25 protein-coding genes are annotated in these 24,643 nt (G+C 67.5%); 13 read left to right on the plus strand and 12 right to left on the minus strand.

Annotated features, from left to right (window positions below; all coding sequences use genetic code 11):
• Positions 1–10 precede the first annotated feature (10 nt).
• Positions 11–3,457 (minus strand): AAA family ATPase, encoded by a 3,447-nt coding sequence (locus WDB71_RS13765; RefSeq protein ID WP_341502166.1) that lies wholly within the window; start codon positions 3,455–3,457, stop codon positions 11–13.
• Positions 3,454–4,650, minus strand: coding sequence for an exonuclease subunit SbcD (sbcD, locus tag WDB71_RS13770; protein WP_341502167.1), 1,197 nt, complete (start codon positions 4,648–4,650; stop codon positions 3,454–3,456). The genes WDB71_RS13765 and sbcD overlap by 4 nt, the downstream gene beginning before the upstream one ends.
• A 114-nt stretch (positions 4,651–4,764) precedes the next feature.
• Between sbcD and WDB71_RS13775 the strand changes: the two genes are divergently transcribed.
• Both WDB71_RS13775 and WDB71_RS13780 read left to right on the plus strand, forming a co-directional pair.
• Positions 4,765–5,292, plus strand: a complete 528-nt coding sequence (locus tag WDB71_RS13775) for a VOC family protein (protein WP_341502168.1) — start codon at positions 4,765–4,767, stop codon at positions 5,290–5,292.
• A 44-nt stretch (positions 5,293–5,336) separates the two neighbouring features.
• Positions 5,337–5,753 carry a hypothetical protein gene (locus WDB71_RS13780; protein WP_341502169.1) on the plus strand — a complete coding sequence of 139 codons (417 nt, stop codon included), beginning with the start codon at positions 5,337–5,339 and terminating at the stop codon, positions 5,751–5,753.
• A 3-nt stretch (positions 5,754–5,756) separates the two neighbouring features.
• On the opposite strand, the gene WDB71_RS13785 is transcribed toward WDB71_RS13780, so the two are convergent.
• Both WDB71_RS13785 and WDB71_RS13790 read right to left on the minus strand, forming a co-directional pair.
• Positions 5,757–6,641 (minus strand): mechanosensitive ion channel domain-containing protein, encoded by an 885-nt coding sequence (locus WDB71_RS13785; protein ID WP_341502170.1) that lies wholly within the window; start codon positions 6,639–6,641, stop codon positions 5,757–5,759.
• 188 nt (positions 6,642–6,829) lie between these two features.
• Positions 6,830–7,000: a hypothetical protein gene (locus WDB71_RS13790; RefSeq protein ID WP_341502171.1), complete on the minus strand. Its 171-nt coding sequence runs from the start codon at positions 6,998–7,000 to the stop codon at positions 6,830–6,832.
• Between the two features lie 123 nt (positions 7,001–7,123).
• On the opposite strand from WDB71_RS13790, the gene WDB71_RS13795 reads away from it, so the two are divergent.
• The 5 genes from WDB71_RS13795 (at position 7,124) to WDB71_RS13815 (ending at position 10,824) form a co-directional block, all read left to right on the plus strand.
• Entirely contained in the window at positions 7,124–7,735 is a 612-nt protein-coding gene (locus WDB71_RS13795; RefSeq protein ID WP_341502172.1) for a DUF924 family protein, read from the plus strand.
• 63 nt (positions 7,736–7,798) lie between these two features.
• Complete coding sequence (locus tag WDB71_RS13800) at positions 7,799–8,206, plus strand: DUF4399 domain-containing protein (RefSeq protein WP_341502173.1); 408 nt, start codon at positions 7,799–7,801, stop codon at positions 8,204–8,206.
• Positions 8,207–8,245: 39 nt separating this feature from the next.
• The gene (locus tag WDB71_RS13805; RefSeq protein WP_341502174.1) at positions 8,246–9,184 is read left to right on the plus strand and encodes a pirin family protein; all 939 of its coding nucleotides are present in this window, start codon (positions 8,246–8,248) and stop codon (positions 9,182–9,184) included.
• Positions 9,185–9,289: 105 nt separating this feature from the next.
• A complete protein-coding gene (locus WDB71_RS13810) occupies positions 9,290–10,129 on the plus strand; it encodes a pirin family protein (RefSeq protein ID WP_341502175.1) in 840 nt (279 codons plus the stop codon).
• Positions 10,130–10,236: 107 nt separating this feature from the next.
• Complete coding sequence (locus WDB71_RS13815) at positions 10,237–10,824, plus strand: uracil-DNA glycosylase family protein (RefSeq protein ID WP_341502176.1); 588 nt, start codon at positions 10,237–10,239, stop codon at positions 10,822–10,824.
• 27 nt (positions 10,825–10,851) lie between these two features.
• Here the strand turns inward: WDB71_RS13815 and WDB71_RS13820 are convergent, their stop codons facing one another.
• Positions 10,852–11,763 (minus strand): pseudouridine-5'-phosphate glycosidase, encoded by a 912-nt coding sequence (locus WDB71_RS13820; RefSeq protein ID WP_341502177.1) that lies wholly within the window; start codon positions 11,761–11,763, stop codon positions 10,852–10,854.
• Positions 11,756–12,847 (minus strand): PfkB family carbohydrate kinase, encoded by a 1,092-nt coding sequence (locus WDB71_RS13825; protein WP_341502178.1) that lies wholly within the window; start codon positions 12,845–12,847, stop codon positions 11,756–11,758. The genes WDB71_RS13820 and WDB71_RS13825 overlap by 8 nt, the downstream gene beginning before the upstream one ends.
• A 123-nt stretch (positions 12,848–12,970) precedes the next feature.
• On the opposite strand from WDB71_RS13825, the gene WDB71_RS13830 reads away from it, so the two are divergent.
• A complete protein-coding gene (locus WDB71_RS13830) occupies positions 12,971–13,525 on the plus strand; it encodes a DUF1439 domain-containing protein (protein WP_341502179.1) in 555 nt (184 codons plus the stop codon).
• Between the two features lie 50 nt (positions 13,526–13,575).
• Here the strand turns inward: WDB71_RS13830 and hemE are convergent, their stop codons facing one another.
• The 3 genes from hemE to nudC all read right to left on the minus strand — a co-directional run bounded on the left by hemE (position 13,576) and on the right by nudC (position 18,036).
• Positions 13,576–14,643, minus strand: a complete 1,068-nt coding sequence (gene hemE / locus WDB71_RS13835) for a uroporphyrinogen decarboxylase (protein WP_341502180.1) — start codon at positions 14,641–14,643, stop codon at positions 13,576–13,578.
• Positions 14,644–14,710: 67 nt separating this feature from the next.
• The gene (locus WDB71_RS13840) at positions 14,711–17,179 is read right to left on the minus strand and encodes a sulfite reductase flavoprotein subunit alpha (protein ID WP_341502181.1); all 2,469 of its coding nucleotides are present in this window, start codon (positions 17,177–17,179) and stop codon (positions 14,711–14,713) included.
• Between the two features lie 59 nt (positions 17,180–17,238).
• The gene (nudC, locus tag WDB71_RS13845; protein WP_341502182.1) at positions 17,239–18,036 is read right to left on the minus strand and encodes an NAD(+) diphosphatase; all 798 of its coding nucleotides are present in this window, start codon (positions 18,034–18,036) and stop codon (positions 17,239–17,241) included.
• A 105-nt stretch (positions 18,037–18,141) separates the two neighbouring features.
• On the opposite strand from nudC, the gene rsd reads away from it, so the two are divergent.
• Positions 18,142–18,612, plus strand: a complete 471-nt coding sequence (rsd, locus tag WDB71_RS13850) for a sigma D regulator (protein ID WP_341502183.1) — start codon at positions 18,142–18,144, stop codon at positions 18,610–18,612.
• A 33-nt stretch (positions 18,613–18,645) separates the two neighbouring features.
• On the opposite strand, the gene fkpA is transcribed toward rsd, so the two are convergent.
• A complete protein-coding gene (gene fkpA, locus WDB71_RS13855; protein WP_341502184.1) occupies positions 18,646–19,449 on the minus strand; it encodes an FKBP-type peptidyl-prolyl cis-trans isomerase in 804 nt (267 codons plus the stop codon).
• Between the two features lie 101 nt (positions 19,450–19,550).
• Here fkpA and WDB71_RS13860 point away from each other — a divergent pair, with 101 nt between their 5' ends.
• A complete protein-coding gene (locus tag WDB71_RS13860) occupies positions 19,551–20,624 on the plus strand; it encodes a hypothetical protein (RefSeq protein WP_341502185.1) in 1,074 nt (357 codons plus the stop codon).
• The gene (locus WDB71_RS13865) at positions 20,621–20,833 is read left to right on the plus strand and encodes a SlyX family protein (protein WP_341502186.1); all 213 of its coding nucleotides are present in this window, start codon (positions 20,621–20,623) and stop codon (positions 20,831–20,833) included. Before WDB71_RS13860 ends, WDB71_RS13865 begins: the two co-directional genes overlap by 4 nt.
• 3 nt (positions 20,834–20,836) lie before the next feature.
• On the opposite strand, the gene WDB71_RS13870 is transcribed toward WDB71_RS13865, so the two are convergent.
• Positions 20,837–21,034: a YheV family putative zinc ribbon protein gene (locus WDB71_RS13870; RefSeq protein WP_341502187.1), complete on the minus strand. Its 198-nt coding sequence runs from the start codon at positions 21,032–21,034 to the stop codon at positions 20,837–20,839.
• A gap of 61 nt (positions 21,035–21,095) precedes the next feature.
• Here WDB71_RS13870 and WDB71_RS13875 point away from each other — a divergent pair, with 61 nt between their 5' ends.
• Positions 21,096–23,012 carry an ABC transporter ATP-binding protein gene (locus WDB71_RS13875; protein ID WP_341502188.1) on the plus strand — a complete coding sequence of 639 codons (1,917 nt, stop codon included), beginning with the start codon at positions 21,096–21,098 and terminating at the stop codon, positions 23,010–23,012.
• On the plus strand, positions 23,009–23,425 hold the full coding sequence (locus WDB71_RS13880) for a TIGR02444 family protein (protein ID WP_341502189.1): 417 nt from the start codon (positions 23,009–23,011) through the stop codon (positions 23,423–23,425). The genes WDB71_RS13875 and WDB71_RS13880 overlap by 4 nt, the downstream gene beginning before the upstream one ends.
• Here WDB71_RS13880 and WDB71_RS13885 read toward each other — a convergent pair.
• Positions 23,415–24,605 (minus strand): MFS transporter, encoded by a 1,191-nt coding sequence (locus WDB71_RS13885; RefSeq protein ID WP_341502190.1) that lies wholly within the window; start codon positions 24,603–24,605, stop codon positions 23,415–23,417. The two genes, WDB71_RS13880 and WDB71_RS13885, sit on opposite strands and share 11 nt — an antisense overlap.
• Between the last annotated feature and the right edge of the window lie 38 nt (positions 24,606–24,643).

Here is a 24,643-nt window from a genome sequence, read left to right on the forward strand (position 1 = left end):
GGGCTTTTTTTCAACCGGCGATCCGGTAACGGCCGTCGAGGCGGCTGATCCCAAGGCCGGTCTGCTTTTCCACCTGGATCTGCACCGGGATCCGCTCCTTGAGCGCTTCCACGTGGCTGATCACCCCCACCATCTTGCCGGAGGCATTGAGGGTATCCAGGGCGTCCAGGGCCGTGTCCAGGGTCTCGGCATCCAGGGTGCCGAAGCCCTCATCCAGGAACAGCGAATCGATGCTGGTCTTGTGGGAGACCAGATCCGACAACGCCAGGGCCAGGGCCAGGCTGACCAGGAAGCTTTCGCCGCCGCTGAGGGTCTTGGTGTCGCGCACCACATCGCCCTGCCAGGTGTCCATCACCTCCAGCTCCAGGGTCTCGCCGGCCTTGCGGCCCAGCTGGTAGCGGCCGTGGAGCTGAGCCAGGCGCTGGTTGGCCAGGTAGATCAGGTGATCCAGGGTCAGGCCCTGGGCGAAGCGGCGGAACTTGGCGCCGTCCGCCGAGCCGATCAGGCTGGCCAGGTGCGCCCAGAGATCGGCGTCGCGGCGAAGGGCCTCCAGCTCCGCCAGCAGAGCCTCGCGGCCCTGGCGGCGCTCCTCGTCGCTGCGCAGCTGCTCCCGGATCTGGCCCTGCTGCTCCGCCAGCGCCTTGAGCTCGGCGCCCAGGCTGGCCAGGGCGGCCTCGAGCTGCGGCCCGTCGAGTTCGGTCTTGGGCTCGGCCTCCAGCTCGGCCAGCTGCTCCCTGGCCTGGGCCAGCAGTACTTCGGCCTCCTGCACGGCCTTGTCCAGGCTGTGCTTGAGGGTCTCCAGCCGGTTCCGCTCCGCCTTGTCCAGCAGCGCGGCCTGGAAGGCGGCGTCATCGGCAAAGGGGCTGTCGGCCAGGGCCTGTTGCCAGTCCTGTTCGGCCTGGCGGCACTTGTCGGCCTGCTCCCGACAAAGCTGCTGCAGGCGCTTGTGCTCGCCGGCCAGGGTATCCAGCCGGGTCCTGGCCTCGTTGGCGGCCTGGAGGCAGGCCTCCAGCTCGCCCTCGACCGGCGCGGCCCTGATCTCGTCCAGCACCGCCGGCGCCAGGGGCAGCCGGCTTTCCAGCATCGCCAGCTCGTCGGCCAGTTGCCCTGCCCTGGCCGTGGCGCCTTCCAGCGCCGCGTTCAGTTCCGGGCCCTGCTTTTCCAGCGCCTGCAGCTGCTTCTGCAGTTCCTGGTAGTCGTTCCACCTGGCCTGGCGCTGCTGCAACCAGGCATGGAAATCGTCCGGGTTGGGCAGGGTCTCGCCCTGGGCCGCCAGCTCGTCGGCCAGGCCCTGATCCAGGGCGGCCAGCTCGTCGGCCAGCTCCCGGCTGCGCGTCTCCTGGACCCGCTCCTGCTCCACCAGATCCTGGCGCTTGTCGTCGAAAAAGCGCTGCTGCCCTTCCAGCTCGGCAAGGCGGTGCTTGCCATCCCTGAGCTCCAGCAGGGATTGCTGGATCTCGTCGCGGATCTGGTCGAGCTGGCCTATCACCCTGACCAGCTGCTGGTGCTGGACCAGGCGGCTGCTCAGCTCTTCCTCCAGCCTGGCCTGGTCCAGCTCGTCGGACAGGGACAGCGAACGGCAATGGGCCCGCCATTGCTGCTCCAGGGGGCTGGCCTGCTCCGCCAGACGCGCCAGGCGTTCCCGGGTCGATTCCAGCTGCGCCTCCAGCCGGGATACCAGTTCGCCCTGGGCCTGGCCATCGGCCAGGCATTGGGCCTGCTGCTCCTTCAGCTGTTGGCGGCGCCGTTCGGTTTCGGTGAGCTGGATCTGCTGGTACTGGCTGACCGCGGGATGCTCCTTGGCGCCACAGAGGGGACAGGGCTCACCGGGCTGCAGTCGCTCCCGGTGGGCCTTGAGTTCGTTGATCTGCCGTTCCTGCTCGACGAGCCGGTCCAGATCCTCCAGGTGGCTGCCCAGTTGCCGGTACTGGTCCCGCAGCTGCTGCAGCTGCTGTTGTTGCTGCCGGCACTCGTGCTGCTGCCGATCCAGGCGCTGTTCCTGCTCCTGGCGTTCCTGCTGGATCTCCTGGAGCCTGGCCAGCAGCCCCTTGAACTCGGCCAGCTCGCTCTGGGTCTCCTGCAGCTGTTGCCACTGGGCCCTGAGCTCCTGCTCGTCACGCCCCACCAGCAGCTTGTCCAGGCGCTGGTGCAGGGCGTCGTAGTGTTCGCGGCGGCTCTGCACCTCCTTGAGCAGTTCGCGCTTTTCCAGGCCCTTGTGCTTTTCCTCCAGGGCCAGCGCCTCCAGCTTGCGCCTGAGGGCGCCGATCTCTTTGCTGGTCTTGGCCTGGTTGAGCACCAACCGTTCCCGCTGGTGGAAGCGCTCCCGCCACAGCGGCAGCTGCTCTCCCAGCCTGGCCTCGCCCTGGCGCTGCGCCAACTGCTCCTGGAGGTCCTTAAGTCGCTGCTGGTGCTGCTGCCTGGCCTGCTGGGCGGCCTCCCGGTCCGCCATGGCCAGCCGGCTCGCCGCCCATTGGCTGGCAAAGCGCTGCCGCCAGGCCTGCTGCTGCTGCTCTTCCAGCTCGCTCAGCTGGGCCTGGGCCTGATTCTGGGCCTGGCGCTGCTCCTGGCAGCGTTCGAAGGGGTGGCGCAGGCTCTCGGCCGGCTGGCTGGCCGCCAGCCGGTCAAGCTCCGGCTGCTGTTCGGCCAGGGCCTGGCCGGCCTGTTGCCGCTGGCTCTCGGCCCGGGTGCGGCGCTCCCTGGCCCGGGCCAGGCCGTCCAGCCAGATCTTCTGCTCCTGCAGGCGCTGCTGCCCGGCCTGGGCCTGGGCCTCCTGCTCGGTCAGGGCCTGCAAGCGCTCGGAAAGTTCCTGGCGCTCCGGCTCGGCCAACACCTGTACGCCCTCTATCCTGGCCTGCTGCTGCTCCAGCTGCTGCCGGGCGGCACGGCTGTGCTCGAATACCAGCTCGGAGATGCGGCCGTAGATCTCGGTGCCGGTCAGCTCCTCCAGCAGCTCGGCCCTGTCGTTGGCGTTGGCGTTGAGGAAGGCGGCGAAGCCGCCCTGGGCCAGCAGCATGGACTTGGTGAAGCGCTCGAAATCCAGGCCGGTGAGTTCCGCCACCAGGCCCAGCTTGTCCTTGACCTTGTCGGCCAGGATCTCGCCATCCAGGCGGGCCAGCTCCACCGTGGGCGGCTGCAGCTTGCCGTCGGCCCGGCCCCGGGCCCGGCGCTGGCTCCAGAAAGCCCGGTAGCCCTGGCCCTTCACCTCGAACTCCACCTCCGCCAGGCTGTCGCCGGTGTGGCGGGTCATCAGCTCGTTGGCGGTGGGTGAGACGCTGAGCCTGGGGGTCTGGTGGTACAGGGCCAGGCAGATGGCGTCCAGCAGGGTGGTCTTGCCGGCCCCGGTGGGACCGGTGATGGCGAACAGGCCGCTGCCGTCGAAGGGGGGCTGGGTGAAATCCAGCTTCCACTCCCCCTTCAGGGAATTGATGTTCTTCAGGCGCAGGCTGAGGATCTTCATGCGTCGTTCTCCAGCTCGGACAGCACGGTGCTGAATCGGCTCCTGAGTTCGCCGGCCAGGGCCGGCTCCAGCTGCTCGGCCGCCAGGCGGCGCTCGAACACCTCGGTGGGGTTCAGGTCAGCCAGGGTTTCCTTTGCCTCGGCGGCCAGCTGGCGCTCGCCGCTGCGGCTGCGGCGCACCCGCAGCAGCTCCACCTCGATACCTTCGCAGAGCGCCTGCACCCTGGCCTGGAGATCGCTGAGGTAGTCCTGGCCGGTCACCTCCACCTCCAGCCAGCTGCCCGGCGGCAGGGCGCGGATCTGCTCTCCCAGCGCCTCCAGCTCGCCCTTGAGGCTGGCCAATGGCTGGAACAGCGGCACCGCCAGGGCACTGACCGACTGCAGGGCGCCCTGGTCGAACGCCACCAGCAGTACCTGTTTCTGCTGCCCGGCCTCGTCGAAGCTGAGCGGTATGGGCGAGCCGCAGTAGCGGATGTGCTCGCTGCCGGCCACCTTCTGGGCCTTGTGCAGGTGGCCGAGGGCGATGTAGTCCGCCTCGGGGAAGGCCGAGGCCGGGAAGGCGTCCAGGGTGCCGATGTAGATGTCGCGCACCGACTCCGAACTGCGGGCACCGACGGTGGTCAGGTGGCCGGTGGCCAGGATCGGCAGCTTGTTCTGGCTGGCCTTGTTCCTGGCCTGGGCCAGTTCAAAGACGGCCCGGTACCGGTCGGCAATGGCCTGGGTCAGGGCCGCCTGCTTGTCCTGGCCGCTCTGGCCGGCTTCGCTGGCCAGCAGATCCCGGGCCCGCAGGAAGGGAATGGCGCAGAGCAGGGCCCCGGGCTGGCCCTGGCGATCCTCAAGTTCGATCAGGTGCTGCTCCGGGCCGCTGAGGCCGCCCGGGATCACCTGGGTGTTCAGGCAGGCCAGCAGCTCCCTGGACTCGCCCAGGGTGGCCACGGAGTCATGGTTGCCGCCCAGGATCACCAGGCGTGCCCCCTGGGCCTGCATTTGCACGATAAACTGGTTGTAGAGTTCCCGGGCATAGCTTGGCGGTGCGCCGGTATCGAAAACATCACCGGCGACAATGACGGCGTCGACCCGGTGTTCGGCCACCTGCTCCAGCAGCCAGTCCAGGAAGGCCTTGTGTTCGGCCGCCCGGCTCTTGCCCATGAAATGCTGGCCCAGATGCCAATCCGAGGTATGTATGATGCGCATGAAATGTCCAAGTCGTCCTGACGGCTTCCCCATGATGCAAAGACTAGCACGGCGGCCCCTTCTGCCGCAGTGCCGGACCATGGCAAACTGGCCCCTTTTTGACGGGAGTGGCCCATGCTGAACGCGCTGCCCGGCGACCTGGACGCCTTTCTCAACCGCATCTTCTACCTGCTGGCCGAGGCCGACGTCTGCCTGCTCAGGCGTCAGGTGGATCACCTCTGCTACCACGCCGAAAGCGACCGGCAGTACCGGCGGCTCAAGGCCGAGCTGGCCAGGGACAACAAGCTGCTGGTGGAGGGCCTGATCGGCGGCCGCGCCATTGCCACCTTCGAGCTGGCCGAACCCGTGACCTGGCACCAGCTCAGCATTCCCCTGCTGGAGCTGTGCGCCCCCAAGGCCGGCAAGGCGAGCCGGGTGGGCTACGAGCATGTGGAAGTGGTGCTGTCCAAGGACGAAAGCCTGGCGGACTTCGCGGCTCGCCATGCCCATCTGGATCTGGACTGCCGCCACCTGCACCGGGCGCGCAATGCCGAGGTGGTGCTCGGTTTCGGTACCCTCAGGGTCAAGTTCCACAAGGAAAGCCTGGCCGAGGTGATCGAGCGGGAGATCGCCAACGGCGAGGTGGTGCCTGTGCCTCACTGACGGGCGCCTTTGGCTAAACTGGTGTTGAAACCACTGGAGGCCCCATGCACCATCCGGAAAGCCGCCGCACCATGTCCATTCGCACCCAGCACCTGCAGGTCTCGGCCCTGAAATCCCGGGTGCGCGACTACCCGCTGCTGAGCGCCGAGCAGGTGGTGGCCAGGCTCAAGGGCCGGGCCACCATGGGCGCCGAGGCCCTTTGCCAGCAACTGGCCGAAGGCGGCTTCCTGCTGGAGATCGCCTGGGGCGGCGAGCTGCGCTATCCGGCCTTCATGGTCGCCGAAGGGGAGGTGTTCGAAGAGATGCCGACCCTGCTGGAAAGGCTCGGCCAGGAGCTGGAGGCCGATGTCGAACATTACCTCTGGCTGACCGAACAGCACCCCGAGCTGGAGGCGGTGCCGGCGGATCTGCTCACCAGCCGGGAGGGCCGGCTGATCCTGCTGGCCTTCCTCCAGGATTAAACCTCAGCCGCCCTGTGTCCGGCTTATCTCCACCCGGAGCGGCCTGGCCGTATCCAGGTGCATGTCCATCTGCGGGAAGGCAATGGTGATGCCGGCCTCGGCCAGCAGCTCGTCCAGCACGAAACGCAGTGCCGACTGTATCCGCCTGAGCTCCATGGGGGTCTTGGCCTTGGCCCAGAACAGCAGGCTGAACTGCAGGGCGTTGTCGCCGAATTCCTCGAACAGCACCTCGGGCGCCGGCGCCTTTTCCACGCCGGGATTATCGGCGGCGGCCTGCAGCATCAGCTCCCGTACCTTGTCCACGTCGGTGCCATACTGGACCCCGACACTGACCCGGCCCCGCACCTGGGACGACACCAGGGTCCAGTTCACCACCCGCCTTTCCAGGAATTCCGAGTTGGGCACCAGCACATGAACGCCATCGGCCCGCAGGATACGCACGCAGCGGTTGCCGATGTCCTCCACCAGGCCGGTGGCCTGCTCCAGCTCCACGGTATCGCCGATGCGGATGGGACGCTCGATAAGCAGGATCAGCCCCGAGATCAGGTTGTTGATCAGGTTCTGGGCCCCGAAACCGACGCCTATGGCCAGGGCGCCGCCCAGCACCGCGAAGATGGTGATGGGAATGCCGGCAAAGGGCAGCGCCACCAGCAGCACCAGGGCATAGAGGAAATAGGACGCCAGCCGCTCCACGGCGTAGGCCCCGCTCTGGGTCATGTGGCCACCCAGGCGCCGGCCCATCAACCGGGTCAGGCGCCTTGCCAGGAACATGCCCACCAGCACGATGAGGCCGGCGATGGCCAGCTGGTTGAGGTGGATCTGGGTTTCGCCGCTGGTGTACAGCGGCATCTCCCACAGCTTCTTGAAACTCTCCTGCCAGTTGGCCATGGCGCCCTCCTTGTCCTTCTATTCAACATATACCGCCAGGGCGAAAGTGCCGCCATGGGCCCCGTGGCCCAGGCTCAAGGAAAGCCAAGGAGGTCTCATGGACAAGCTCTGGGAATACATTGCCGAACTGGTCTTCAACGGCTAGAAAAAAGCCTCCCGGCGGGAGGCTTTTTTGAGGTGGGTCTTGTTCAGGCCTTGGGGGCCTTGGTCTTGGCTTTCAGGACCTTGGGGGCGGGCTCGGCTTTCTTGTTATGGCATTGCCGGGTCGCAGGTCTTTCGCCATAGTGGTTGACGGGTGTACAGACACGGACCTCAACGGGTTCTGCACTCAGGGCTGCCGCCAGGATGAGACTGATCATGGGTTCCTCCTGTCAAACGTTTGCCGTCGGCACGGGCCGAGGCAAAACGCGGGCATGTTAGGGAAGAATCGCCTAACACTCAATCACAATTATTTAACAGAATGTGTCAGGGCACCAATGCAGATGGACGCACAACAAGAAATACTGGACTTCTGGTTCGGGGAACTGGATGACCAGGGCATGGCCGGCAAGGCCGCCGCCCGGCGCTGGTACCAGTTCGATCCCGGGTTCGACCTGGAAATCAAGACGCTGTTCGAGCCCCTGCTGCGCGACGCCATCGCCGGCGAGCTGGAGCACTGGCGGGACAGTCCCAGGGGGCGGCTGGCGCTGGTGCTGCTGCTGGATCAGTTCAGCCGCCAGATCTGGCGGGGCACGCCCAGGGCCTTTGCCCAGGACGAGCTGGCCCAGGCCCTGGTGGAGGAAGGGCTGAGCCTGGGCCAGGATGACGAACTGGCCCTGGACGAAAAGCGCTTCTTCTACATGCCGCTGATGCACGCCGAGAACCTGGCCCTGCAGGAGCTGAGCGTGCAATGTGTCGAACGCCTGCTGGCCGGCTGCACCAGCGAGGCGGCCAGGGAGGCGGTGAACAATTCGCTGCACTTTGCCAGGGAGCACCGGGACATCATTGCCCGTTTCGGCCGCTTCCCGCACCGCAACCGCATACTGGGCCGCCAGAGCAGCCCCCAGGAGCAGGCCTACCTGGCCGGCAACGGCCAGAGCTACGGCCAAGGCTGACTTGCACAGCCCCCGGCCCCGCTCTATGGTTGCAATGTTTATCCAAGGACCCGAGGAGATCCCATGAAGAAGCTGTTGACCGCCGCCCTGCTGGCCAGCCCCCTGGCCCTGGCCGCCACCCCGGCCCCCGAACAGGCCAGCGTCTATTTCATCAGCCCCCAGGACGGCGCCGTCGTCGACCAGAGCTTCACCATCAAGTTCGGCCTCAAGGGCATGGGCGTGGCCCCGGCCGGCATCGACAAGGCCAATACCGGCCACCACCACCTGCTCATCGACCTGGACGAGCTGCCGGACATGTCCATGCCGCTGCCGGCCAGCGACCATGTCAAGCACTTTGGCGGCGGCCAGACCGAAACCACCCTGACCCTGCCGCCGGGCAAGCACAGCCTGCAGCTGCTGCTGGGTGACCATCTGCACAGGCCCCACCACAAGCCGGTGCTGTCAGAGAAGATCACCATCACCGTGAAATGAACCAAGGCGCCTGCGGGCGCCTTTTTAGTGGATGTCGACATGAGCGAACTCCTTGCCCCCCAGTTGCTGGACTGTCCCCACCACCAGAACTGCCCCGAACAGCAGTCGCTGCCCCTGCGTGCCACCACCCTGGGCGGCGGCCTGACCATAGCCCGGGCCCTGCCGCACCGTGACAGGCGGCTGATCGGCCCCTGGTGTTTCCTGGATCATATGGGACCCGCCCTCTCGACGGGTCCCAGGACCATCAATGTCGGCCCCCATCCCCATATCGGCCTGCAGACGGTGACCTGGCTGTTCGAGGGCGCCATCCGCCACCGGGACAGCCTGGGCAACGACCTGGAGATCCGGCCCGGCCAGCTCAACCTGATGACGGCGGGCAGGGGCATCGTCCACTCGGAGCAAAGCACCAGCCCGGCCGGCGCGATCCTGCACGGCGCCCAGCTGTGGCTGGCCCTGCCGGAGGCCGAACGCCACCAGCCGCCGCGCTTCGAGCACATCGAGTCCCTGCCCCAGCGCCGGGAGGGAGCGGCACGGATCCACTGCTTTGCCGGCCGCCTCGGCGAGCTGCAGTCCCAAGCCCGCTGCCACTGGCCCCTGGTGGGCGCCGAGATCCAGGCCAGTGACAAGACCACCCTGACCCTGCCCCTGGACGGCGGCTTCGAGCACGGCCTGCTGCTCATCGACGGCCAGTGCCACCACCCCGGCGGTCAGCTCGACAAGGCGGAACTGCTGTACCTGGGCCCGGGCCTTACCGAGCTGCCCCTGGCCCTGGCGGCCGGCAGCCGGCTGCTGCTGATCGGCGGTATTCCCTTCGAGGAGGATGTGGTGATCTGGTGGAACTTCGTGGCTCGCAGCCAGGCCGAGATCGTCCAGGCCAGGGACGACTGGCAGCAGGGCCGCCTCGGCGACCTGCCCGGCCATGACGGCCCTCCCCTGGCGGCCCCGCCCTTGACGGGCCGGGTCAAGGGCGGCCGCTAAAACATGCACGAAAACGAAAGAAGCTGGCTATTTTTAACGCTTTTTATCTATTCAGAAGAAAAATAAGCTGGGTCCCGTGGCAAAACCGCTTTCTCAGGAGGTCATATGACTCAGCAGCAAGAGCGCGCCCTGCGCGCCATAGTCCGGGGCCAACCCACCAGCGACGGCGCCGGCGTCAAGCTCAAGCGCCTGATCGGCACCCATGGCGTGTCCGAGCTGGATCCCTTCCTGCTCCTGGACGAGTTCAGCTCGGCCCAGGCCGACGACTACCTGGCCGGCTTCCCGGATCATCCCCACCGGGGCTTCGAAACCGTCACCTACATGCTCAACGGCCGCATGCGCCACCGCGACAACCAGGGCAACGAGGGCCTGCTGGCGTCCGGCGACGTGCAGTGGATGACCGCCGGCCGCGGCATCATCCACTCGGAGATGCCCGAGCAGGAGGAGGGCCTGATGCGCGGCTTCCAGCTGTGGGTGAACCTGCCGGCGGCCGAGAAGATGAAGGCGCCCCGCTACCAGGACATCAAGGCCGCCGAGATCCCTGTGGTGACCGGCGAGGACGGCAGCCGCATCAAGGTCATCGCCGGCCGCTATGGCGAGATCACGGGCCCGGTGGACGGCGTTTCCCTGGCGCCCCTGTACCTGGACATCGAGCTGGCGCCGGGCGCCTCCCTGAGCGTGCCGGTGCCACTGGGCCACAACGCCCTGGTCAATGTCTTCGAAGGCGCCCTGCACCTGGCCGGTGAAGAAGTGGCCGCGGGCAACATGGCCATACTGGAGGACGGCGACGTCGTCACCCTTGACGCCGGGGCGGAAGGTGGCCGGGCCCTGCTCATTGCCGGGCGGCCCCTGAACGAGCCCGTGGTGCGCTACGGCCCCTTCGTGATGAACAGTCAGGAGGAGATCAACCAGGCCATACGCGACTACCAGCTGGGCCGGTTCTGACCAGGGCGCCCGCGGGCGCCTTTCTTGTCGCCGGCTCCAGGGGATTGCATCGGCCCCACAAATTCCCCAAGCTGGGGCTCTGGCTTGTGTTTCGAGGCTGCGCCGCCATGGCCAAAGACAAGATGATCCCCCTGCTTCAGGAGATCAGCCGCTGCCGGCTCTGCGAGGCCCAGCTGCCCCTGGGCCCCAGACCGGTGGTGCGGGCCTCCGCCACCGCCCGGCTGCTGATCATCGGCCAGGCCCCGGGCACCAGGGTCCACGAGACCGGCATCCCCTTCAACGACCCCTCCGGCGATCGCCTGCGGGACTGGCTGCAACTGGACCGGGAGCAGTTCTACGACACCGGCCGCATCGCCATCATGCCCATGGGCTTCTGCTACCCGGGCCGGGGCAAGGGCGGCGATCTGCCGCCCCGCCCGGAATGCGCCCCCACCTGGCACCAGAAGCTGCTGGCACAGATGCCGAACCTGGAGCTGGTGCTGCTGGTGGGCCGCTACGCCCAGGCATACTACCTGGATAGCCCCTACCGGACCCTGGCCGAGACGGTGCGCCACCATCAGGAGTTCGGGCCGCTGTATTTCCCGCTGCCCCACCCCAGCCCCCGCAACCTGCTGTGGCTGAGGCGCAACCCCTGGTTCGAGGCCGAGGTGCTGCCGGTACTGAGGCAAAGGGTCCAGGCCTTGCTGGCCCACTAAAAAGGCTCCCGAGGGAGCCTTTTCTGATCAGGCGGCGTAGGCCACCGCGATCCGCCCGGCCAGGCGGGCGTTGTTGAGCACCAGCTGGATGTTGGCGTCCAGGGAGCTGCCGCCGGTCAGCTCCACCACCCGCTTCAGCAGGAAGGGGGTGGAGGCCTTGCCGGTCACGCCCTGCTGCTCGGCCTCGGCCAGGGCCTGCTCTATGGCGCCGTCTATGACCGCCTTGTCCATGGCGTATTCGGCCGGGATGGGGTTGGCGATCACCACCCCGCCCTTGAGGGCCAGCTGCCACTTGGCCTTGAGGGCGGCGGCGATGTCTTCGGCGCTGTCCAGGCGGTAGTCGATGCCGAAGTCGGACTCGCGACTGTAGAAGGCCGGCAGGCTGTCGGTCTGGTGGCCGATCACCGGCACGCCGTGGGTCTCCAGGTATTCCCGGGTCAGGCCCAAGTCCAGGATGGACTTGGCGCCGGCGCAGACCACGGCCACGTCGGTGTTGGCCAGCTCCTGGAGATCGGCGGAGATGTCGAAGCTGGTCTCGGCGCCACGGTGCACGCCGCCGATGCCGCCGGTGGCGAACACCCGGATGCCGGCCATGGCCGCCAGGATCATGGTGCCGGCCACGGTGGTGGCGCCCATCTTGCCGCTGGCCACCACGAAGGGGATGTCGCGGCGGCTGGTCTTGATCACGCTCTGGCCGGCCTGGCCCAGGCGGGTGATCTCCTCCTCGGTGAGGCCGATCTTCAGCTTGCCGTCCATGATGGCCAGGGTGGCCGGCACGGCGCCCTGGTCGCGCACCGCCTGCTCCACCTTAAGGGCCGTTTCCACGTTCTGGGGGAAGGGCATGCCGTGGGAGATGATGGTGGACTCCAGGGCCACCACGGCCTGGCCGGCATTGAGGGCGGCTTGGACTTCGGGATTGATTTCCAGATGGTTATGCATGGTTTTCCTCCAGGACGCGGCCCAGGGCCGCTTCGGACATCAGGGGGTGAATGGTATCGGCGGCACTGGCGGCCAGGGCGCTGGCGGCCATGGCCAGCTCGCAGCTCTGCCGCCAGTCCCGGTCGTTGAGCAGGCCATGGGCCAAGGCGGCCATGGCGGCGTCGCCGGCGCCGGTGACATTGGCCACCTGCACCGGCACGGTGTCGAGCCAGAAGCCCTGGCCGCATTCGCTGGCGTAGGCGCCGTCGGCGCCCAGGCTGAGCAGCACCCGCTGCACGCCGGCGCCGTGCAGTTCGGCCACGGCCCTTTCCACCTCGGCCGGGCCGGCGATGTTCAGGCCGGTCAGCACCTCCGCCTCCAGGCGATTGGGCTTGAGGGTGTGGATCTGGCCAAGATAAGGCTTGAAGCGGGCCGCCTTGGCGGCGGAGACGGTATCCACCAGCACCGGCTTGTTGCCGGCCCGGGAGAACAGCCAGGACAGGGCGTCCGGGCCCAGGTTGGCGTCCAGCACCCAGAGCCCGGCCCGCTCCAGCAGGCCGACGCGGGCTTCCAGGGCCTGGCTGTCCAGGCGCTCGAGAATGGCCATGTCGTTGAGGGCCAGCTGCATCTCGCCATCGGCGTCATGCAGCGACAGGTAGGTGGAGCTGCGCTGGCCGGCCAGGCGCAGGCAGTGCTCGGTGCCGACACCGGCCAGGCGGCAGGACTGGATCAGCCGCTCACCCCAGTCGTCCTGGCCCAGGGCGCTGATCAGCTCGACCCGGCTGCCGAGCCGGGCCAGGTTCTCGGCCACGTTGCGGGCCACGCCGCCCGGCGAGGCGCTCAGCCGGCCCGGGTTGGAGTCCTGCAGGCGCAGTTCCCCGTCGGCCTGGCCGGCCAGATCCATGTTGGCGCCGCCCAGCACGGCGGCAAAGCGCTCCGGCGCCAGTATGTAGCCCTTGCCCTGGATGTAGCCCTTCTGGGTCAGGTGCATGATGTGGCCGGCCACGGCGCTGCGGCTGATGCCCAGCCTATCCGCCAGCTGCTGCTGGGGGATCAGCGGGTCGGTGCGGATCAGATCCAGGATCTGCTGCTCTCGCTCGGTCATCAAACTTTTGTTAGCAATGCAAACTTATGTTTATTCTGCCTGGGAAAAACGCGTGCGGCAAGCCCGGTCAGGCAGGGCTCAGCCCCGGCTGGTAAACTGGGCCAAAACCACAAGGACAAACTCATGAAGAAACTGCTGTTCCTTGCCGCCGCCCTCTTCCTTGGCGGCTGCGCCCAGCTGGCCCAGTTCAGCCAGTACGCCGTCACCGACGCCATGGTGGAAAGCGCCCTGGCCGACAAGCTGGACGAGCTCAACGCCAGATATGCCGCCAAGAGCAAGGTGTCGCTGCACCTGAACGAGATGGACGTGACCATAGGCCCGGACGGCCAGGACGTGGTGCGCCTGAGCGTGGCCGGCGGTGCCAGGGTTGATGCCTGGCTGGCCAGGCTGCCGGTGAACCTGAAGCTGAGCCTGCAGGCCAGGCCCGTCTACGAGCCAGCCGAGCAGGCCATCTACCTCAAGGAGCTGCGGCTGCTGGACTCCAGCGCCGAGGCCCTGGGCTACAAGGGCAACCTGCAGCCGCTGTCCGACGAGCTGATGCAGCTGGTGCACCAGGTGCTGGACAACAGGCCGGTCTACAAGCTGGATCCCAATGATCCCCGCCAGGCACTGATCGGCCAGGTGCCGATCCGCATGACGGTGCAGCAAGGCAGGCTGCTGTTCCAGCCCCAGCTCTGAGACGAAAAAGGCCCCGCGATGCGGGGCCTTTCTTATGCTGCCGTCGAGTCCTACTCGGCGTGATAGGTGCGGGACAGCTCGTGCACCGCCTCGATGAAGGCGCCGGCGTGCTCCGGATCCACCTCGGGGTGGATGCCGTGGCCCAGGTTGAAGACGTGGCCGGAGCCATGACCGAAGCCGGCCAGGATGCGGGCCACTTCGTCGCGGATCACGGCCTTGGGCGCGTACAGCATGGAGGGATCCATGTTGCCCTGCAACGCCACCTGGTCGCCGATGCGGCGGCGGGCGTCGGCCATGTCCACTGTCCAGTCCAGGCCCACGGCGTCACAGCCGGTGGCGGCGATGTCTTCCAGCCAGAGGCCACCGCCTTTGGTGAACAGCACCACAGGTACCCTGCGGCCGTCGTGGTCGCGAATGAGGCCGTCGACGATCTGCTGCATGTAACGCAGGGAGAATTCGCGGTAGGCCGGGCCGGACAGCACCCCGCCCCAGGTGTCGAAGATCTGCACCGCCTGGGCGCCGGCCTTGATCTGGGCGTTGAGGTAGCTGGTCACGGACTGGGCCAGCTTGTCCAGCAGCTGGTGGGCCAGGGCCGGCTCGGAGAAGATCAGCTTCTTGACCTTGGCGAAGGTCTTGGTGGAGCCGCCCTCGACCATGTAGGTGGCCAGGGTCCAGGGGCTGCCGGAGAAGCCGATCAGCGGCACTTCGCCCTTGAGCTCGCGGCGTATGGTGCGCACCGCGTTCATCACGTAGCCCAGCTCGTCCTCCGGATCCGGCACCGGCAGCCTGTCGATGTCGGCGGCGCACTGGATGGGGCGCTCGAAGCGGGGGCCCTCGCCGGTCTCGAAGTACAGGCCCAGGCCCATGGCATCGGGGATGGTGAGGATGTCGGAGAACAGGATGGCGGCGTCCAGGGGGAAGCGGCGCAGGGGCTGCAACGTGACCTCGCAGGCCAGCTCGGCGTTCTTGCACAGATCCATGAAGCTGCCGGCCTCGGCGCGGGTGGCCTTGTACTCGGGCAGGTAACGGCCGGCCTGGCGCATCATCCACACCGGGGTCATGTCCACCGGCTGGCGCAGCAGGGCGCGGAGGTAGCGGTCGTTCTTCAGCTCGCTCATATCCAGTCTCTCGCATCAAAAAACGGCCGCATTGTACCAGCTAACCGCCGCCCTGGCCTGTTTTCGATCAATAGAGGTCACGCTTGTAGCGGCCCTGGTCTTGCAGCTCGTCGAGCCGCTGCTGGCCCAGGCCCTCGACCAGCACCTGGTGCACCGCCGGCCCCAGGGTGGTGGCGCTGCCGCACACATGGAGCACGGCGCCGTCGTCCAGCCAGGCCTTGAGCTCGGCCAGGTTGGCCACCACCAGGTCCTGCACATGGGCCGGCTGTTCACCCCTGGACCAGGCCCTGTCCAGGCGACTGAGCACGCCGTTGGCCTGCCATTGCCGAAGTTCGGCGTCGAAGTAGGCGTCCTGGTCCGGGTGGCGCTCCCCCATCAGCAGCCAGGCCGGGCCCGGGTTGGCGCGGCTGGCCCGCTCGGCCAGAAAGCCGATATAGGGGGCCAGGCCGGTGCCGGCGCCGATCATCACCAGCGGCCGGTCGCTATCGGGGCCATGGAAGCCGGCATGCGTCTTGAGCCGCACCTGCAGCTGCTGCCCCGGCTTGATGGCCGCCAGCTGCCCCGACGCCAGGCCGGTGCGGCCGTCGTCCTTGACGAGCCTTCGCACCAGCAGGTGCAGCTCGTCGCCCTTGGCCAGGGGACTGGAGGCCAGGGAATAGCTGCGCGGCGCCAGGGGCGGCAGGCGGTCCACCAGCTGCTGGGGGCTGGCGGCGGTCTCGCCCTGCCACTCCAGATGGCCGGCCAGGGCCTCGGCCAGGGTCAGGCGGCGGCCGGCCAGGCGCACCTGGGCGTGGGGATCCAGGCCGACGGCCGCCAACTCGGGCTGCAACTGGCTGGGATGGCGCACCGGCAGCACCTCCAGCAGATCGCCGGCCCGGTAGCGGCGGCGGGCCCCGGGCAGGGCCAGGCGCAGGTGATGGGCCGTGCGCAGTGGCTGGCCGGGATTGAGGCAGTGGTTGCCCACCACCAGCGCCTGCTGCCAGGGCGCCTCTGCCAGTTCGCCGTCCAGGCCGAGCCTGGCGGACAGGCCCTGGAACCAGTGGCGGATGGCGCCCTCGGCGCCCCTGTCCACCTCCTGCACCGGCAGCAGCAGGGCCGCGCCCAGCTGCTGGGCGCGCTCGGCCAGCCAGTGGCCGAAGGCGCAGAAGGCCTGGTACTGGCTGTCGCCAAAGGCCAGCACCGCCACCCGGGTGTCGCCCAGGGACAGCTCGGCCTCGGCCAGCTGCTGGGCAAAGCCGCGTACCGCGTCCGGCGGCTCGCCCTCGCCGTAGGTGGAGGCCAGGAGCAGCACCTGGCGGTACTGGCCCAGCTGGGCCGGAGCCAGCTCGGTCATGGATCTGAGGTGGCTGTTGACGCCCTGGCCGGCCAGCCACTGGTGGGCCCGCTGGCCCCAATGGGCGGCGGTACCGCTCTGGCTGGCATAGGCCACCAGGGTCTGGGCCTCGCCGTTCGTCTCGGCCCTGGGGCGCCGGCGCCGCTTCAGGAACAACCAGAGGCCGGTGACGGCGAAGGAGCACACCGCCAGAGAGGCCAGCAGCCAGATCAGCTTGCCGGCCAGGCCGAAGTACTGGCCGGTGTGCAGGCCGTAGATGTTGGCCAGCAGGTAATCGCCGCCCTTGAGATCGGAAAACTTCTCGTGCTGCAGCAGCACCCCGGTGGCGGCGTCGAAGCTCAGCTTGGAATAGGCATGGTGATGGGGGGCATCGTCTTCCAGGTAGCGCACCGTCAGCGGCGCACCGGGCTTCTTGGGCAGCATCCACAGGGCATATTCGCCATCTGGCTTGGCCTTAAGGAAGCTGGCCCAGACCTTGTGCTGATCCACTTCCCTGCCGCTGCTGACCAGCTCGGCCTGCTCGGCGGCGGGGGAGGCCAGCATGGCCTTGAGGCCGCTGCGGTACCAGTCGAAGGAGAACCAGGGACCGGTGATGGCCATGATCAGCAGCGGCAGCACCAGCCAGGTCCCTATGACGGCGTGCCACTGCCACAGCGCCTGGCGGCCCCTGAGGCCCCGGCGCCAGCCCAGCCACTGGCGGACGTTGCCGAGCCGGTCCGGGGCGCGGCGGATCAGGCCGGTGATGATCAGAAAGAGCGCCATGAAGCTGGCGATGCCGGTGATGGTGCCGCCCACCGAGCGCGGCAGCAGCAGCCAGCGGTGCACGAACATCACCACGGTGAGCACGTCGGCCGCCAACGGCCTGTCGCCCAGCACCTCGCCGGTGTAGGGGTCGAAGACCTTGAAGCCGAAACTGCCCTCGCCCTTCAGCAGCGCCTGGCCAGGGCGCTGCGGCTCGTCCGGGTACAGGTAGAGGCGGGCCAGCTGCTGGTCATGGTCCCGGGCCCAGGCCGACAGCCTGGCGGACAGCTCCGGGGCCGGCAGCACCTGCTCCCGCACCTCCAGGCTGTGGCCGCCACGACCAAAGGCGGAGAGGATCTCCTCCTCGAAGGACAATAGGGCGCCGGTAAGGCCGACGATGAACAGCACCAGGGCCGAGCACAGGCCCAGGCATTGGTGGAGGCGGAAGCTGATGCGCTGCATTGAAACTGAGAATGATTTGCATTTGTTGCTGCAATTCTAGTCCCTTGGCCGGCGTCGCTTCAATCCCCTTTTATCTCGGCCACCATGGCGTCGATCAGCACCCGGGAAATGGTGCCTTCCCGGGGGATGTCCGGCAGCCGGTCCACCTCGAACCAGCGCGCCTCCTCCAGCTCCAGGGGATCCACCTGGATCTCGCCGCTGTCGTAGTCGGCCAGGAAGCCCACCATCATCGAATGGGGGAAGGGCCAGTTCTGGGAACAGTGGTAGCGGATGTTGCGGACCTTGACCGACACCTCCTCCATGACCTCACGGGCCACGGTTTGCTCCAGGGATTCACCGGGCTCGGCGAAGCCGGCCAGCACCGAAAACAGGCCCTCGGGATGGCGCGGCGAGCGCCCCAGCAGCAGCCTGTTGCCCCGGCGCACCGCCACTATCATGCTGGGCGACAGCCTGGGGTAGGCCCGATGCTGGCAATGGTCGCAATGGGCGGCGATTTCCTCCTGCACCATGCGGGTGCGGGCACCGCACTGGCCGCAGAACCTGTGGGTGCGCTGGAAATGGGCCAGCTGCAGGGCCCGGCCGCCCAGCTGGAACAGTTCCTGGCCCAGCAGGCTGCGCAGCGACACGAACTCGCCGCCGGCAGGCGTGTCGTTGACGTCCGGCCATGGGTAGAGCAGCGCCGGCAGGCCCTGGTGCTCGCCCACCCTCAGCAGCGGCTCCGCCGGCTCGGGCAGGCCCAGCTCGGCGCGGCTGGCCAGGGGCACTTCCCCTTCCACCAGCCAGATACGGTCCTGGCAGACCACCAGATAGCAGGCGGCCTGTTCAATTGCGAATGTTGATAGGTACAGCTCGGACATGTTCACACGGACTCCGAAAAGGGTTGATCCCGCCCCCAGACTTCATTACATCATAAGGGGGTGGCAGCAGTAACCGCCATAAGGCTCACAAAAGGGAGACAGCCTATGCTCACCCAACTGGAAAAGGCCAAGGCGCTGTGGGGCGGAGCCAGCGACACCATCGACCGCTGGTTCGCCGAACGCCAACAACTGCTGGTCTGCTTCTGCGAACTGGCCGCCAAGGCCCCCAACGGCCAGACCCCGCTGCCGGACACGGCGCAACTGGAAAGCTTCTGCGAGCTGCTGATGGACTACCTGTCCGCCGGCCACTTCGAGATCTTCGAGCAGATCGTCTCCCAATGCGAAAAGCGCGGCCCCGACAGCCTGGCCCTGGCCAACAGGATTTATCCCAAGATCACCGAGACCACCCAGGCCATCCTCGACTTCAACGACAGGTACGCGGAAATCGAATCCGAGGAGCAGCTGTTCGATCTGGGCAGGGAGCTGGGCCGGCTCGGCGAGGTACTGGAGCGGCGCTTCGAACTGGAAGACCGACTGATCCAGACCCTCTATAGCCACCAGGCCCAACCCGCATAAAAAAACCCGGCGCCTGGCCGGGTTTTTTGTACCTTAGTGCTGGTGGCCGTCTTCGTGCTGGTGGCCTTCCTCGGCAGGGGCTGCTTCCTGAGCGTTCTCCTGGCCCTCGATGTCCAGCAGCTCCACCTCGAAGATCAGGGTGGAGTGGGGGCCGATATCACTGCCGGCACCGCGCTCGCCGTAGGCCAGCTCGGACGGGATGAAGAAGCGGTATTTGGAGCCCACGGACATCAGCTGCACGCCTTCGGTCCAGCCCCTGATCACGCCGTTCAGCGGGAAGGTCAGCGGCTGGCCGCGCTCGTAGGAGCTGTCGAAGACCTTGCCCTTCTCTTCGCCCGCGGCGGGGATCAGGGTGCCCTCGTAGTGGACCTGGACACGGTCGGTAGCGGCCGGCTTGGCGCCTTCGCCTTCCTGGAGCACTTCATACTGCAGGCCGGACTCGGTGGTCACCACGCCTTCACGCTTGCCGTTCTCTTCCAGGAACTTGACGCCGGCGACCTTGTTGGCTTCGGCGTCGGCCTCGGCCTTGGCCTGGGAGGCTTCAACGGCCTGCTTGTCCAGGGCCTGCAGTACGGCGGTCATGGCCTCCTGGTCCAGCTTGGCCTGGCCATGGATGCCGTCCTTGAAACCGGCGACGACGATGTTCTTGTCCAGCTTGATGCCCAGCTCTTCCTGCTTGGCCAGGGATTTGCTGATGTATTCGGCAACACTGGCGCCAATGGCGTAGGCCTGCTTGGACTGGTCGTCCTCCAGCTTCACTTCAGGCTCTTTCTGCTGACAGGCGGTGGCGGCCAGTACCAGGGCCGGGATCACCGCCAGCTTGAACCAGGGTTTCATGCGCATCTCCTTGTGGTTTGAATAATGGCGCACCTTGTTGTCTCGCCAGTACGCTCAAAGTCCTTATACTAAACGCAAAAGTCACCACTATTAAATCCATGTTGCGCATTCTGTTTATTTCCCTGCTGACCTCGGTCCTGACCGCCTGCCAGCCCGCCCCCGAACCCCTGGCACGCTGGGCCCTGACCGGTAACGGCGCCTATGACGGCGATTTCAGCCAGGACGGCCGCCTGGCCGCCATCAGCGGCGATCCGGAAGGCATAGTGGTGTGGGATCTGGACAGGGCGGCGCCCCTGTACCGGCTGGTGATGAACCCCAGGGAACTGAGCGCAAGCGATCTCGAGCGCGACGGCTGGACCCCGGACGAACGGCTGCCGGCCATGGGCCTGCCGGTGGTGCACGTGAAGTTGTCGGAAAACGGCGATTACCTGGTTACCGCCGACCAGAACAGGCTGGCCCTGTGGCGCACCAGCGACGGCCAAAACCTGGGCTATTGGCACACGGGTGAACGCACCGGCGCGCCCCGGGTCGACGAGCCCGACACCAGCCAGGACAGGAGCATCCGCGACGTGGCCGTCTCCAACGGCGGCAACTTCATCGCCTACGGCCGCGCCGACGGCGTGGTGGTGCACATCAACCTGGGCACAGGCCGGCGCCTGGAGTTTCTCGGCCACTCCGAGAAGATCAACGCCATCGCCATGTCCGCCAACGGCCGCTACCTGCTGAGCGGCGGCAACGACTACCGGGCCCTGCTCTGGGACAGCCAGAGCGGCCAGGTGCTGCGCCGGTTCGACTTTCCCAACAGGGTCACCCAGGTGGCCCTGAGCAGCGACGGCCGCTTCGGCTTCGCCGCCGACGCCATGCACAACGCCAACATCTATGATCTGGCCACCGGCGAACGGGTCAGCGCCCTGCAGACCAACGACCGCCAGGACACCTTCAGCGTTGCCCGCTTTTCACCGGACAACAGCTACCTGGCCACGGGCGGCATGGGCCGGGCCCTGACCCTGTGGCGGCTGGCCGACGGCAGCCAGCTCAGCCGCCAGCGGGTAGGGGTCGCTGGCAAGGTGGTGCCACGCAGCGCCGTTGTCTATGGGATAGGTTTTGCCAACGACAGGCTCTACACGCTAAGCTCCGCCGGCTTGTTGGAAGCCTGGCCCCTGGAGGCAAGATGACGGATATCAACGAAAGACTGGAATACCTGGAGACCAAGGTGGCCTACCAGGACGCGACCATCCACGATCTGTCGGATCAGATAGCAGCCCTGCAGCAGCTGGTGGAAAAGCAGCGCCAGCAGATGGCCTACCTGGCCCAGAAGATGAAGGAAGTGCAGGTCAGCCATGTGGCCGGGGAGCACGAGGAAACCCCGCCTCCCCATTACTGAGCCTTATTCCGGCTTGAACAGGCCGATCACCTGCTCGGCCTCCCGGCTGGCCTGCTTCACTTCTTCCGGCTCCTGGGTCTGGCTGTAACCGCAGGCCACGCACTGGATGCGCTCGACATTGTTTTCGGCAATGAGCTGGATCACGTCCTGCTCCTTGCACTGGGGGCAGACGGCCCCGGCGATAAAGCGTTTCTTCGCCATGCTTGCTCCCGGCCAACCCGGCCATTTAGGATCGCCCTAACTGGGACGAGAAAGACCTCAAATGATACACCTTCAGGGCCTGCAATTGATCAGGGGCGGGCGCAAACTCTTCGACGGCGCCAACCTCAGCCTCCATGCCGGGCAACGCCTGGGCCTCATCGGCGCCAACGGCTGTGGCAAATCCACCCTCTTTGCCCTCATCAAGGGCGAGCTGGAGCTGGACGGCGGCGACTTCAGCCTGCCCGGCGACTGGGTCATCGCCTCCGTGGCCCAGGAGACCCCGGCCCTGGACAGGGCCGCCCTCGACTATGTCATCGACGGCGACCGCCGCTACCGGCAGCTGGAGGCCCAGCTGGCCGAGGCCCAGCAGCGGGACGACGGCAATGCCATGGCCCGGCTCATGGCCGAGCTGGAACAGGCCGGCAGCTACGACATCCAGGCCAGGGCCGGCGCACTGCTGCATGGCCTCGGCTTCGGGGCCGAGCAGATGCAGCGGCCGGTGAAGGCCTTCTCCGGCGGCTGGCGCATGCGCCTCAACCTGGCCCAGGCGCTGATGTGCCCCTCCGACCTGCTGCTGCTGGACGAACCCACCAACCACTTGGATCTGGACGCGGTGTTCTGGCTCACCGACTGGCTCAAGGGCTACCGCGGCACCCTGGTGCTGATCTCCCACGACCGGGACTTCCTGGACGAGGTGGTCACCCATATCGCCCATGTCCATCAGCAGCAGCTGCACCTCTATGCCGGCAACTATGCCGCCTTCGAGCGCCAGCGCGCCGAGAAGCTGGCCCAGCAGCAGGCGCTGTACGAGAAGCAGCAGGCCCAGCGCGCCCACCTGGAAAGCTTCATCAACAGGTTCAAGGCCAAGGCCAGCAAGGCCAAGCAGGCCCAGAGCCGCATCAAGGCCCTGGAGCGCATGGAGGATCTGGCCCCGGCCCATATCGATTCGCCGTTCAGCTTCGACTTCCCCCAGGCCAACAGCCTGCCCTCGCCGCTGCTGGCGGTGGACAAGGTCAGCCTGGGCTACGGCGATCGGCCGCTGCTCAGCAACGTCGGCCTGCGCCTGCAGCCCGGCCAGCGTATCGGCCTGCTCGGCCCCAACGGCGCCGGCAAGTCCACCCTGATCAAGTTCCTGGCCGGTGAGCTGCCGGCCCTGGCCGGCGAAGTGGTCCAGGCCCAGGGCCTGAAGGTGGGCTACTTCGCCCAGCACCAGCTCGAACACCTGGACGCCGGCGCCAGCCCGCTGCTGCACCTGCAGCGCCTGGCCCCGGAAAAACGCGAGCAGGAGCTCAGGGACTTCCTGGGCCGCTTCGATTTTCGCGGCGACAAGGCCAAGGAAGCCATAGGCCCCTTCTCCGGCGGCGAGAAGGCCCGCCTGGCCCTGGCGCTGATCGTCTGGCAGGCCCCCAACCTGCTGCTGCTGGACGAGCCCACCAACCACCTGGATCTGGAAATGCGCCAGGCCCTGACCCTGGCCCTGCAGGGCTTCGAGGGCGCCATGGTGATCGTCTCCCACGACCGCCACCTGCTGCGCACCACCACCGACGACTTCTGGTGCGTGCTGGACGGCGCCGTACGCCCCTTCGAGGGCGACCTGGACGACTACCACCAGTGGATCCTGAGCCGCGAGCGCCAGGCCAACGCCGGCAACCAGGCCGAGGCCAAGGCCCATTCCGCCCAGTCCCGCAAGGACCGCAAGCGCCTGGAGGCGGAGCACCGCCAGAAGACCAGGCCGCTGCGCAACCGGCTGGACAAGCTGGATCAGGCCATGGCCAGGGCCGGCCAGGCCCTGGCGGACATGGAGCAGCGCCTGGGCGACACCGGCCTCTACGACGCCGCCCGCAAGGCCGAGCTCACCCAGCTGCTCCAGCAACAGGCCGAGGCCAGGGCGGCGCTGGAGGAGGCTGAGCTTGAATGGATGGACATCAGCGAGGAGCTGGAGGCCCTGGACAGGGCCTTTGCCGAGGAAGCCCAATGAGCGAGACCTTCTGGGACTACTGCCTGCAGCAGTATCCGCGCCATGAGAAGCAGCTGCTGGCCTGGCAGGACAGCCATGGCCTGGACGTCAATCTCTACCTGCTGGCCGCCTGGCTGGACGAGGAACAGCTCTACCTGGGCCAGGCCAGCTGGCTGGCACTGCTGGCCGAAAGCCGCCGCCTCCAGGCCCAGCTGCTTGACCCCTTCAGGAGCCTGCGCCGGGCCCTGAAGGCCGAGCTGGACAAGGACGGCTACGCCGAACTCAAGACCATGGAGCTGCGCCTGGAAAAAGAGGCCCAGCGCCAGTACCTGGCCCTGGTGGCCAGGGATCCCGCCAGCGCCGCCTTCCCGGAACCCGCCGACAACGGCCTCAACCTGCCCAGGCTGCTGGCCTTCTACCGGCTCAAGCCCTGACCGCCACAGGCGCCGGCTCCCGGAGCCGGGCCGCCAGCGCCAGGGTCACCAGGCACACCGCCAGCGACGCCGCCACCACCCCGGGCCAGCCCCAGCCCTGCCAGAAAGGGGTCAGGTAGAGGCTGCCGGTGCTGGCGCCGAGATAATAGAACACCAAATACAGGGACGAGGCACTGGCCTTGGCGCCTTGGGCCTGGCGGCTCACCCAGCTGCTGGCGTTGGCATGGCAGAGGAAGAAGCCGAAGGCGCTGAGCAAAAAGCCCAGCACGATCAGCGCCAGGGGCGCGGCCAGGGTCACCAGGCTGCCCGCCATCATCAGGCCTATGCCGGCCATCATGGCCCCGGGCTGGCCCCAGCGCCGGGCCAGGGGACCGGACAGGGTCGAGGCCAGGGTGCCGCTCAGGTAGGTCAGGAACAGCAGCCCCAGCAGGCTGGGCGGCAACCCGTAGGGCGCCTCGGCCAGGCGGAAGGTGGCCATGCTGTACTGGTTGACGAACACCATGAAGTTGAGGCCGCCGATAAGGTAGCTGGCCAGCAGCACCGGCCGCCCCAGGTGCCCCAGCAGCCCCGCCGCCATGGCCTTGGCCGCCAGCGGCTTGGCCACGAAACCCCGGGACGGCGGCAGCAGCCGCCAGAACACCGCCAGCAACGCCAGGCTCAGGGCCCCCAGCACCAGCAGGGTATCCGACCAGCCCAGCCAGCCCCCCAGGCCGCCGCCGATCAGCCGCCCCCCTATGCCGCCCAGGCTGTTGGCGCCTATATAGAGGCCCACCGCCGTCACCAGCGCCGGCTGTTCGAACTCGTCGTTCATATAGGCGATGGCGATGGCCGGTAGTCCCCCCAGCAGCAGCCCCTGCAGGGCCCGCAGCGCCAGCAGCACCGGGTAGCTGTCCGCCTGGGACAGGGCCAGGGTGCAAAGACAGACGCCGCTCATGGTCACCAGCATGATGCCGCGCCGGCCCAGGGCGTCGGAGAGGGGCCCGTAACAGAGCAGCGAGCAGGCCATGGCCGCCGGAGTGATGTTGAAGGCCCAGCTGGCCGCCAGCGGCGACAGCGAGAAACGCTGGGCCAGCAGCGGCAGCAGCGGCTGGGTCACGTAGAGGTTGAAGAAGATCAGCAGGGAACCCAGGCTCAGGGCCCAGGTGGCCCGCCAGTAAGCGGCGCTGCCCAAGGTGATCATGACGACGTCCCACGGCTAAGGTGCCGTCACTATAGGGC

This window comes from Gallaecimonas sp. GXIMD4217, assembly GCF_038087665.1.
Lineage (GTDB): Bacteria > Pseudomonadota > Gammaproteobacteria > Enterobacterales > Gallaecimonadaceae > Gallaecimonas.